Here is a 12,334-nt window from a genome sequence, read left to right on the forward strand (position 1 = left end):
TGTCCAGGTAGCCGCTTCATACGGTTGAATGTGCTAGAATCGAACGAAGTTTGATGCTTTGTTTAAGGGGAAGGAATAAAAAACGGGGGTGCCCAGCAGCCATTTCGCGGCTTTTGGACACCCCCACTTTTATATAAAAATCTATTCCTGCGATAGGCCGCCTTCGGCTGCCAGTTTTTTCTCCAGCTTTGCCGTCAGCAGTCGCAGTGCAGTTCCTCGATGGCTAATCTGCTGCTTCTCTTCCAGCGTAAGCTCGGCCATAGTTTTTTCATGTTCCGACAGATAAAATAGCGGGTCGTAACCGAAACCGCCAGCACCTGATGGTTCTGAAGTAATCCAACCTTCGACCGTACCTTCTGCGGTTAGCTCCTGCTTGGAAACTGGATCGTACAGCGATAAAGTACAGACGAACCTAGCCGTGCTCAGCAAAGGCTGATCTGTGTCTTCCCCCTGTTTCAATCTCTCTAGCTCGCTAAGCAGCTTCAGGTTATTTTCCCCATCCGTAGCGTCTTCACCGGCAAAACGTGCAGAGTACACACCCGGTCTGCCATCCAAAGCATCTACACAAAGACCCGAATCATCAGCGAGTACCGGAATTCCAAGTGCATCACCTACGGCTTTGGATTTTTTAAACGCATTCTCTGCAAAAGTAGCTCCGTCTTCCACCACATCGGGCAGATGCGGATAGTCATACATACTCTTAACTGTCAGGCCCAGCGGGGCAAAAGCGTGCTCGAATTCGCGCACCTTCCCCTTATTCTTCGTTGCGACAATGAGAATATTGCCCTTGGAATTCATGTTACACCTCTTGGCCCGGCTGGCCGGAAGGGATTTTCAGAGCAATCGCTCCGAGCGCTTCTTTTTGCGCCGCAATCAGTTCATAAATTCCCTTCTCACCTAGACCTAATAATAGGTCCAGCTCTTGACGCGAGAATGGTCTTTCTTCGCCAGTCCCTTGTACCTCAACAAAAGCACCGCCGCCGGTCATGACTACATTCATATCCACTTTGGCTTTAGAATCCTCTTCATAATTCAGATCGAGCAATGTTTTATCTCCTACAACACCTACACTAATTGCTCCCAAAAAGTCTGTTATAGGAAAAACAGCCAGCTTGTGCTGTAGTGCAATTTTATTAATAGCAAATGCCATGGCAACAAAAGCGCCTGTTATCGAAGCCGTCCGAGTTCCCCCATCCGCCTGAATCACATCACAATCCAGCGTAATACTGCGTTCACCTAACGCTTGTAAATTCACCACGGAGCGAAGCGCACGGCCGATCAGCCGCTGGATCTCCATTGTACGTCCGGTAAGTTTACCGCGTGCAGCTTCACGTTGATTACGGGACTGGGTGGCCCGAGGAAGCATCGAATATTCGGCAGTTACCCAGCCTTTTCCTTGTCCTTTAAGAAACGGAGGCACTTTTTCCTCTACAGTAGCCGTACAAATAACTTTGGTGTCTCCCATCTCAATGATCACGGAGCCCTCAGCATATTTATTCGTTTGGGTCGTTATTGTCAGCGGCCGTAATTGGTCGTCAGTTCGCCCGTTTGATCTCATCTTTTCTGCCTCCTACATCGTATAGCTAATAGTTTAGTGTGAGTCCCGTTTCCCTGTTGTTCATTGCGGCAGTTCACCGTTCGGGACGTTACGTCTTTTTGAGCAACTTTTATTCTACCAAAGAGGAGGCACAAAAGCATCTTTTAAACCTTAGAAGGTCATTCTATAACGGGAGCTCGTTCAAAAATTCAGGTGCAGAAACAGGTTTGCTATAATCCACATTGTCAGTGTCAGTAATCGATTGTTTGCCGTTCAAACGAATTTGAACCAGAGCATCTTCCGTATTTTGCGCAACAGTCAGAACAACCGATTCCAGCAATTCGGCAGGAACTTCCTTCCCATCTGCGAACATATCGTCAGTCAAGGATACAGTAACAACACCGTTTTGTCCGGCTTCAACCGAATCAAGTGATGTGCCCTGTGTCATAACCATTTCCAGACCGTCTCCGGATTCAGGTCCCGCAATCAGTTCATTGATAGCAGCAGTCAGCTGCTCTTGCCCTGCGGGTACAAAGCGCGTAACCGGAACATAATATTGGATACCGTCAGGAGATGTTGTGGAAAAATAAACAGTAACCGCACTAGAGTTCATCAAAGATGGACCTTGTTTAGGCAGGTTAATGCCCATTGTACGGGACAGCGGGCGATCCAGCGGAGTGCCTTGAAGCGGCATTTCCGTAAGCTTTTTACCATCTACCCAGAACTGCACACCTTTAATGTCATCTTGACCGGTAAGTGTCCAAGTGATCGCTTCAAGGATTTTGCGTTCATCCGCAGCATCGTAGTTGTTAAATTCCGAATTGAACTCAACAACTGCCAGATTCGACTTGTCTACCGTAATGCTTTGCACCTCAGTTCCAGCTGGTAGAATGCCTTGGAAGCCTTCTGGCAATGAGGACGCATATTCTCCCTTATTCACTAATGCCATTAAAGAGTTCTTGAGCGTGCTGGAATCTTTGCTTTTTGGCAGATTTAACGACACTGGAGCGAGTAAGCCGTTTCCATCTTCCAAATATACGGTCGTCCGGTCACCGGAAACCGTTGCTTTATCCGTTGCTTTAGCGGTTTTGGTGCTGTCCTTCACAACTGCTTGTGCATCATCCTGAGCCACTGGACCAAATACACCTGAATCCAAAGTATTATTTCCCTCTGTCTGTAACATCTGCGCTTCAACCTCAGGTGGCGGAGCATCAATCGATGCTGATTCCGAACCGAACAAGCCACAACCGGACAGTGCCAGTGGAACTGCGAGTAGGCAGACTGCGGAAATCCCGCGGATTTGTTGCATTGTTTTCATCATTTATTACCCCTTTCAAGGTTAGATAGCATTTGTACTGCTATGTATACGAGACCTTTGTCCAAAAAATAACAACTGCTTATCCTAAATTGTTGGAAAAGCCTGTGCGCTTTATTTTCAGGTTAGGTTGGATCTAGATATTAATTCACATAGACTCCGTTTTCTGGACAAATACTTTTTCTAAACGTACAATCTGAGATAACACCAGCGCTTAACATCATGCTAACGAACGTTGTAATGCAAAGACTTAACTTACGAGGTGACTAATCATGGCTGATGAACCAATCGCAAAAATACCTTACAGTCTGAACAGCAAGGCAGTCGCAGATGCGACCAAAATGTGGTTGAATAAGCGTGGAGTAAACCTGCAGGAAATCGCAGAGCTCGTTATGTTTCTGCAAAAAAAATATTATCCAAACTTAACGATGGAAGAATGTGTCCATAACGTTGAGATGGTACTCAGCAAACGAGAAGTGCAAAATGCGGTACTTACGGGCATTCAATTGGACATGCTCGCGGAGGAGGGGAAGTTGTTTCCGCCGCTTCAGGATATGATCGAAAATGATGAGGGATTATACGGAGTGGATGAGATTCTGGCTTTCTCTATCGTAAATGTATATGGCAGCATTGGCTTCACCAACTATGGTTATGTGGACAAGCTTAAGCCAGGCGTTCTTGAACGGTTGAACGACAAAAACACCGGGCAGATCCACACCTTCCTCGACGATATCGTCGGCGCGGTAGCCGCTGCAGCTAGTAGCCGAATCGCACACCGTAAGCAAGCGGAGCGTGAGATAGACCTCGAACTTCCGCATTCGCCTGAGGCTCGCGAAGAAGCTGCAAGGAAACTTGCAGAACATGAAAAACAACCGGAGTAACCGGTGTTTTGGGTACACTCTGAGAATTAAAAAGCGATTGTTTCGTAACCCTTGCGGGTTATGAGACAATCGCTTTTTTTAAGGTTGGGTTGGGACAGTTTTAGGGAAAAACTCCCTAAAAAATACCGAAAATCGTTCAAAACCTAAGTTATTAGGGAATTCTTCCCTAATAACTCTACGAAAACCTTAATTTATAGCTACATTCGTAGATTATTAGGGAGAAATTCCCTAATATCCGCTCTACACCCTAACAAACCTCAAAAAACAGGGAGAAATTCCCCAATTAGTCAATACCAACACTTAGTTACTCGGCAAGATGTGTTTCTACCCACGAATAGCGGCATCTGAGTCCGAATAACCTGTGTAACGCATGAGTAAAGTAATCAAATCTGAATCCGAATGCTCAGGTAACGCATGAGTAAAGTAATCAACTGGTAGTTGGTAATGCGATCGGACTCAGGTGACCCTATACTCACATATCCCCTTTGATTTGGACACTTTCGGACTCCAGAGTCGCTATTCACTCAAAAATGACCAATAACTACCCTCTGCACTAGCAATAACGCCTCTCCGGTCCGATACTCACCTCAAAAGTCCCAAAACCCACGAATAGCGGCATCTGAGTCCGAATGATCAGCATGACGCATGAGAAAAGTAATCAAATGTTAGTTGGGTAATGCGATCGGACTCAGGTGACACTATTTCCATAAAACACCCTTGATTTAGTGACTTTCGGACTCCAGAGTCACTATTCACTCAAAAATGACCAATAACTACCCTCTGCACTAGCAATAACGCCTCTCCGGTCCGATACTCACCTCAAAAGTCCCAAAATCCACGAATAGCGGCATCTGAGTCCGAATGATCTGTGTGCATGAGTAAGTAATCAAATCTGAGCAAGAATGATCAGCGTGACGCATGAGTAAAGTAATCAAATGTTAGTCCGAATGATCTGTGTAACGCATCAGTAAGTAATCAAATCTGAGCCCGAATGATCAGCGTGACACATAATCAAAGTAATCAAATGTTAGTCCAAATGATCAGCGTGACGCATGAGTATGTAATCAAAGGTTAGTTGGGTATTCGATCGGACTAAGGAGCTCAATATTCATATAAATAGCACCGAAATATACTCTCTACTTAGTCACTAAAACCAAAACCCAAAAAAGAGCAGTCCCAATAACGCAAGACTGCTCTGTACCTCTACTCGATCATAACATTCATATCTCAATTCATTTCATCATTCATCATTCATCATTCATCATTCATCATTCATCATTCATCATTCATTTCATCATTCATTTCATCACTCTTCGATCCCTTTAGAAACTCTAACTAACATGGTCACCAGCACTTTCAGATGCTGCAAACAATATAGCACCGTCCGCCTCTATCATCACTGCCCGCTCCCGGCGCATCAGCTCCGCCAGATGCGCCAGTGTCTCACTCATCGCAAAGCGCATCTGGTGAACGGTGGTTACCCGTCTGCGAAACAGAATTTCGCAGACGGCGAAGCCGCTCAGCGGGCCGTTTGCGAGCAAGGCTGCCGCGGCATCCAGCCGCTCCTCATGATGAGCGAGCAGGCTGCTGACCCGGTGCGCGAAGCCCATGAACGGTTCCCGATGACCCGGGAACGCCATGCTGACCGGGTAGCTCCCCAGCTCCCGCAGCCCCTGAAGAAACGTCTGCAGCGGCTGTGGATCGCTGCCTGGAAGCAGGCTGACATTGGGCGAAATCTGCGGCAGCACAGCATCGCCGCAGATCATTTGCCCGCTGCCCGCATGATAGAAACTCACATGTCCCGGTGCATGTCCGCCAGTTACAATCAATTGCCATTCACGGCCACCCATCCCGAAAGGCTGTACCTCATTCAGATAAGTTACAACCGGCTGTGGCTCTACTTGAGCGTCAAAGCTCTCCAAATGCGCTTTAATTCCACTCGACCATTCCTCCGACATTCCGTGTCTGATGAAATATAACGGCAAAACTTCATTGATATCCGTGTTACCGCCCCACATCAACATCGCTTCGGCATGAGCACGTTCAGTCATCCATACTTTACATCCGGTCTGCGACTGCAACCATCCCGCCAATCCATAATGATCGGGATGATGATGCGTTACGACGATATCCCGCACGTCCTTCCACGACAATCCCAGCTCCTGCAGGATCGCCTGCCAGCATTTTTCTGTCTCCGGGCTACGCGGACCCGGATCGATAATAGTAATTCTGCCATCCTCATCGGGAAGAATATAGCTGTTCACTTGACGAAGCGGCGAGTCCATGGGTACCGAGACCTGAAGAATGTTCTCGTCCCATGAAGTGATATCCGCCTTAGACATGGTGCGATCACCGCCTTTGAATCTTTTTCCTGATACCATTACGATCGAATTCCACTAAAAATCATCCGCGTGGAGCTTTCTGCATTATAAACCTCATCTTCATAGCTGCCATGCACAGCTTCGAGCTGTAAACCCGCTTCCTCGATCATTCCGCTGAATTTCTCCAAGGAATACAGCTTCACACGTTCATGATATTGACGAGATGTAGAATCATTTTTAGAGGTTAAAATGATGTCCTTCTTCACATACCCATCCTCGATCCGCCGCGACTCATCAATCAGATTCTTTCCATCCTCGCGGGTAGAATGCGGCACCAGATGACGAATCACATACGCAGGGTTCAGATAATCAATAACAAACTTGCCACCCGGCTTCAACATCCGATAGATTTCACGCAAAACCTTTACCTGCTCCTCATCCTCTTCAAAATAACCAAAGGAAGTGAACAGATTAACCACAGCATCGAAACCTCCTATTAACGGTAGGTCCCGCATGTCAGAACGCAGCCAAGTTACCTGCTCCGCTCCTTTTTGAGATCTTGCCTCACGCAGCAATACCTCTGATAAATCTACTCCAGTTACCTCGTACCCTGCTTCCGCAAGCGCCAGTGAATGACGTCCCATCCCACAACATAAATCCAGCACTTTGGAGCCTGGCGGTAGTCCCAGCCACGAGATCATTCGTTCAACTTCTTTACGAGCTCCACCAAAGTCTCGATGTTTGTATACGACCAGATAATCCTCTCCGAAGCTCTTTTCATACCATTCAGTCATGTTGTCTCTCCTCCCACAGGCGTCTTCCTGTAACTCCACTCTATGTATGTTAATGTATCGCCATTGTACAGTCTTTTACTCACAAACTCAAAGAAGAGTTGTCACAGTGGAGCGCTCAGCCCCTTCATGACAACTCATTCCTGTAGCTTCCCTTACACAAGCTGCTGCAAATATACTCGTGCTTCATAAGGACGAAGTTTAAGCGGTTGGATCTGCTCATCTTTTTCCACGGAATAATTAGAAATTAACAGCTCAATATTGTCTGGTTGGAACTCCGCTGGCCATTCGAATACAGGCTCTCCATCATAAAAATTCAGAATAACCAGCAGCCGCTGATCTTCTAATGTCCGAGTATACGCATATATCTCTGTATGCTCTGCGAGCAGCAGCCCGTAGGCTCCATAAACGATGACTTTGTGTTTTTTTCTCAGGGCAATCAGCTGTTTATAGTAGTTGTAAATGGAATCGGGATCTTTAATCGCATTGCCAGCGTTGATCTCCATATAGTTGGAATTTACTTCAATCCAAGGAGTCCCCGTCGTAAAACCACCTGCGTGACCATCGTCCCACTGCATCGGGGTGCGGGCATTATCCCGGCTTTTATGATGAATGGCAGACATAATCTGCTCTTCTGGAACGCCGTTTTTTCGCTTTTCTTCATAATAATTAAGCGTCTCTACATCCCGGTACTCATCAATGGATTCGAAACAGACATTCGTCATACCAATTTCTTCGCCTTGATAAATATAAGGTGTGCCTTCAAGCATGTGAATGAAGGTCGCCAGCATTTTAGCCGAAGGAATCCGGTAAAAAAGGTCGTTCCCAAACCGGGACACTGCGCGCGGCTGGTCATGGTTGCAGAGATAATTCGCATTCCAACCTTTGTCATGCAGAACCGTCTGCCAATTACTCATAATCTTTTTCAGCTCCAGTAGACTCCATGGGACGACATCCCATTTCCCACTACCTGCCGAAGCGGCATCCAGAAACATATGCTCAAACTGAAAAGTCATATTCAGCTCCCGGCGACCATCACCTACATAATCAAGCGCCTGCTCCGGTCCAAGTCCTGAAGTCTCTCCTACCGTCATAATATCGTAGAAATAAAGCACTTTATCATATAAATTCTGTAGCAGGGTATGCACATCTGCCAGATTGGAGAACATTCCATAAGCCCTTACGGTAGGTGTTCCACCTGGATTATCCGCATCCGGGTACCCTTTCGTCTTCACGATATGTGCAATGGCATCAAAGCGGAATCCGTCCACACCCTTCTTCAGCCACCATTCCACCATCTCATGCAGCTTATCAATGACCACCGGATTCTCCCAGTTCAGATCAGGCTGATATTTGGAGTAAAGGTGAAGGTAATATTCATCCGTCCGCGGATCATGCTCCCACACCGAGCCACTGAAATAAGACTCCCAGTTATTCGGGGGACCTCCATTTTTTCCTTTTCGCCAAATATAGTAGTCCCGTTTCGGATTGTCCTTCGACGATCTGGATTCAACAAACCATGGGTGCTCATGTGACGTATGGTTCAGAACCAAATCCATCATCAGCTTCATCCCACGTGCGTGCATCTCCCTCAGCAAATGGTCAAAATCATCCATCGTGCCAAATTCCTTCATAATGTCACAGTAATCACTGATATCATAACCGTTATCATGGTTTGGTGATTTATAAATTGGGCAGACCCAAATCACGTCTACACCTAAATCCTGCAGATAATCCAGTCTGGATATGATTCCTTGCAAGTCTCCAATCCCATCTCCGTTACTATCCATGAAGCTAATCGGATAAATTTGGTACACGACACTCTCTTTCCACCATTTCGGGTTCATTTCTCGGTTACCTCCTATTTAGCTATATGTAGAGTTTAACCACACAAAGCCTAGTAGATAACAATTTACCCCTACTTCCCTAGTCCCTTTTGATATTGTGAGGGCGTAAGTCCGGTCCATTTCTTAAAAGTAGCACTGAAGTGGCGTTCTTCCCCATAGCCCACTAACTTTGCAACGGCGTACATTTTTAAGTTTTGGCGGAGCAGCTTTTTTGCCTCTTCTACCCGGTATTGATGCAAGTAATCGAGAAAATTCACACCCAGCTCCTGGCGGAACAGTGAACTTAAATAAGTATTAGATACATAAGCTTCCTTCGCAACATACTCCAGAGACAGATTGGTATTATATTTGTTACGGATGATCTCAAGCGCTGTAACTACTGTTCGATGCAGAGGGCGATGTTTAGAAAAAGCCTCCACCACATTCTGCATGATCTTATTCAGGATCGTAGATAATTCTTCCAGCGTCTCGATCTGTGGTGCCTGCTCCATCCAATTGACCAAATGCTGCTTCCATTCAAATCCAGCTACTTGTTTTTCCTGCGCAAGCCTCTTAAGGCGAACGACAAAAGCGGTTGCCCGAATATTCACCTCCTGCTTGAGGCATCCGGGGTTTCCGCGAAAACGTTCCAGCCATTGCTCCAGCAGATCGAGGGCAAGCTCATTACTTCCTGCACCGACTGCCACAAGCATCTCATCCTCCAGCACATTTAATTCAGGATCATCTAAAATCCCGATCTCCTGTGCGCCACCCCCAATAACTCCTGAGCCTTCTGTATAAAAATAAACGCCGCCTTTCCCGTTCAGAAAGCGGGATTCCATGGCCTGAAGCGCTTCTTTATAAGACAGATGAGCTTCCGAAATATCCGCACGACAGGAGCCTACAGCAATACTGATTGACAGCTTGAGGTATTTCTCCAGATTGCTTTGCAGCATCCCAATCTGCTCTTTTAAATAGATGGGGGTTCGGTAAGACTTGCGGGAATCCGTTCCAGCTAAACCACTGCCGATCCAGAGCAGGAGATTGCCATCATGGAAGGTCTCGATTTTTCCTTTATAGATAGGAGACAAGGTCTCACTAATAATATTTAGGGCCGCGTAACGTAAAAGTACAAAATCCTGTCCAGACCCACCGGCAGAGGGAGGATCAAAATCAAAGCTGACCAGCCCAATCTGCGGACCTTCATGACTAATAGCCATAGCTAACTCACCGATCAGCTCCTGCCGCCGCTCCAGCGGAACCGGAGGATGATGAATCCATTGGGACAGCACTTGGCTTTTGACAAGCGGTGCATTTTTATGCCAGGAACGATCTCTTTTTAGCTGCTCATTCTCCTGACAACGCTGCCTTTCAATTAGCTCCTTAGCCTTGAGTACCGTCTTCAGAATTTCCTCCGGCCGGCACGGCTTCAGCACATAATCGACAACCCCCAGCGCAATCGCTTGTTTCGCATAAGAGAACTCATTATAGCCAGATAAAATAATCGAGCGAAAGTCGTAACCGCGACGCCGTCCAGCTTCGATTAGCTCCAGACCATTCATCTGCGGCATGCGGATATCCGTTAACAATAAATCCGGCTGTTCAGACTCCATCAGAGCCAGCGCTTCACTTCCGTTCCCCGCTTCGCCCATTACCTCAATCTGATGCGAATTCCAGTCAATCATATTGACGATACCCTCACGGATGGTGTCTTCGTCTTCAGCAATCAGCAGCTTCAGCTTCATCATTTAGGGACCCTCCACAGTGATATGAATGATAATACGTGTGCCTGCTCCTTCTACACTCTCTACTTGCAATGAGGCTCCGGCAAAAAACAAAGCTAAACGTTCCTGTACATTCGAGAGCGCAAACCCCGAACGTCCAGCATTCTCCTCTTCCTCCGAGATAGAGCTTCCTCTCGCTAAACGCTGATGTAGCTCCTGAAGTCTTTCCGGCGTGATTCCCACCCCGTTATCTTGAACTTCGAGCACAATAGTCCTATCTTTGCGGAAGGCGCGAATCGAGATTAGTCCGCTTCCAGCCAGTGGCTCGATCCCATGAATCACTGCATTTTCCGCCAGTGGCTGGAGCAGCAGCTTAGGAACTGTAAAATCCTTGATACTCTCATCCAAGGTAATTTCGAACTCAAAACGTTCTCTAAACCGATTTTTTTGCAGGAACAAATAATTCTTTACAAGCTCTACTTCCTGTTCCAATGTAAACGTATCCCGCCCATCATTTAAGCTCAGCCGGAATACTTGAGAAAGCGAATAGACCATATCCGCTATTTCTTTGTCGCCTTTCTTCTCAGCTTCCCAACAAATCGTATTCAGCGTGTTATATAAAAAGTGCGGCCTGATCTGTGCCTGAAGCGTTTTCAATTCTGCTTCCTGCTGCTTCAGTTTGGAGGCATATACATCATTGATGAGCGATTTGATCCGCTGCACCATTAGATTATAACCATGGCCCAAGAGACCAATCTCATCATTTCCTTCAAAAAATACGCGCTGCGTGAAATCCCCTGTCTGGAATCTGCGCATGGAGCGGGAAAGCTTTTTCAGCGGTTTCGTTATTGAGGCGGCGGCGAGCCAGGTAACCATTAAGCTAACTGCTAAGCACAGAAAAGCGATCGTCACCGTGACCTGTGAAATCTGCCCCAGCTCTTTGACAAGCTGCCGTTTGGAATGCACCACCACTACATACCAACCCGTCGTTTCTGACTGCAGATGCGAGACAATCCACTGTTTGTGATCCGCTGTAGACTCCAGTCTCTGCTCTAGGTTCAACTTAGGATCGCTGTCCGCAAAATACGGAAGATCAAGATCTCTTTTGCCGATCCAGCTCCGGTTAGAAGCCGTAATGATGAGCCCGTCTCGATCTACCACAAACATATCTACATCATCTTCAGAGTTGTCTAGATATTGGCTTCCAATCTTACCAGCATCGACCCCGATCACCGCTAGCCCTGCCGGTTTTAAAGTATATACATTCTTGATAATTCTGGAAAGTACAATCTTATGATAATGATCACCAACAAATATGCCATCCGTGGGTCTGGACAATCCAAAGGTTGGACTGCCTGCGGCTTCAACGGCTTCCTTGTAGTACGAGGTTTGGACAAAGTTAGAGAACTTCATGCCAGTCGTCAATCCGGCTTGGTTCGCAGCAAAAGGCTCCGCCCCGTTATTCTGGTCTTCCAAAGAGTATAGAATCAGGGATTGAATCGAATTGCCAGCGACCATCAGGTTGGTGACCGTTTTAAATACGGAATTACGTTCTTTTTGTGCTTCTGACGACACTAAGAGCCGCTGCACACTTTCATCCAGAAAGAGTGTATTGGAAAAAGAAATCATTCCCCTCACCATCTCATCAATCTGCTCTGCTGTTTTCCGGGTCAGGTGATCCTGTGACTGTTTCATTTTCTCCACCACCTGCTGCGAAGAGATCTGATAGGAGTTCCACCCCATAGCAAATATAGTCACGAGAAGCAGCGGCACAAACCATAATAACAGCTTAAACTGGAGCGGAAGATGGCGATAACGGCTTAATAAGCGGATGTTTCGATTCATGAGAACCACCTTCATGTATAATCAATAAATGTGTAAACCAAGTATAACTGAAATCATTAAACCCTGAACCAGCTTTTTACAATCACTGAAAAAT

The 12,334-nt window shown here is 46.6% G+C and carries 9 protein-coding genes; 1 reads left to right on the plus strand and 8 read right to left on the minus strand.

What is annotated here, in order from left to right:
- Window positions 1–141: 141 nt before the first annotated feature.
- The 3 genes from MHH89_RS16495 to MHH89_RS16505 form a co-directional block, all read right to left on the minus strand.
- Window positions 142–798, minus strand: a complete 657-nt coding sequence (locus MHH89_RS16495; protein ID WP_076310366.1) for an XTP/dITP diphosphatase — start codon at window positions 796–798, stop codon at window positions 142–144.
- A 1-nt stretch (window position 799) separates the two neighbouring features.
- Window positions 800–1,558, minus strand: a complete 759-nt coding sequence (gene rph, locus MHH89_RS16500; RefSeq protein WP_036686952.1) for a ribonuclease PH — start codon at window positions 1,556–1,558, stop codon at window positions 800–802.
- Window positions 1,559–1,721: 163 nt separating this feature from the next.
- Window positions 1,722–2,855, minus strand: coding sequence for a GerMN domain-containing protein (locus tag MHH89_RS16505; RefSeq protein WP_179088341.1), 1,134 nt, complete (start codon window positions 2,853–2,855; stop codon window positions 1,722–1,724).
- Between the two features lie 269 nt (window positions 2,856–3,124).
- On the opposite strand from MHH89_RS16505, the gene MHH89_RS16510 reads away from it, so the two are divergent.
- A complete protein-coding gene (locus MHH89_RS16510) occupies window positions 3,125–3,733 on the plus strand; it encodes a phosphatidylglycerophosphatase A family protein (protein WP_341087638.1) in 609 nt (202 codons plus the stop codon).
- Window positions 3,734–5,064: 1,331 nt separating this feature from the next.
- On the opposite strand, the gene MHH89_RS16515 is transcribed toward MHH89_RS16510, so the two are convergent.
- The 5 genes from MHH89_RS16515 to MHH89_RS16535 form a co-directional block, all read right to left on the minus strand.
- Window positions 5,065–6,075 carry an MBL fold metallo-hydrolase gene (locus MHH89_RS16515; protein ID WP_076310388.1) on the minus strand — a complete coding sequence of 337 codons (1,011 nt, stop codon included), beginning with the start codon at window positions 6,073–6,075 and terminating at the stop codon, window positions 5,065–5,067.
- A gap of 38 nt (window positions 6,076–6,113) precedes the next feature.
- Window positions 6,114–6,848, minus strand: coding sequence for a class I SAM-dependent methyltransferase (locus MHH89_RS16520; RefSeq protein WP_076279956.1), 735 nt, complete (start codon window positions 6,846–6,848; stop codon window positions 6,114–6,116).
- A gap of 152 nt (window positions 6,849–7,000) precedes the next feature.
- Window positions 7,001–8,692, minus strand: a complete 1,692-nt coding sequence (locus MHH89_RS16525; protein ID WP_076129196.1) for a glycoside hydrolase family 13 protein — start codon at window positions 8,690–8,692, stop codon at window positions 7,001–7,003.
- Between the two features lie 71 nt (window positions 8,693–8,763).
- Complete coding sequence (locus tag MHH89_RS16530) at window positions 8,764–10,419, minus strand: response regulator (RefSeq protein ID WP_038573084.1); 1,656 nt, start codon at window positions 10,417–10,419, stop codon at window positions 8,764–8,766.
- A complete protein-coding gene (locus tag MHH89_RS16535) occupies window positions 10,420–12,240 on the minus strand; it encodes a sensor histidine kinase (RefSeq protein WP_076186346.1) in 1,821 nt (606 codons plus the stop codon). It abuts the gene before it with no gap.
- Between the last annotated feature and the right edge of the window lie 94 nt (window positions 12,241–12,334).

The organism is Paenibacillus sp. FSL H7-0323 (assembly GCF_038002725.1).
GTDB classification, from domain to species: domain Bacteria; phylum Bacillota; class Bacilli; order Paenibacillales; family Paenibacillaceae; genus Paenibacillus_AQ; species Paenibacillus_AQ odorifer.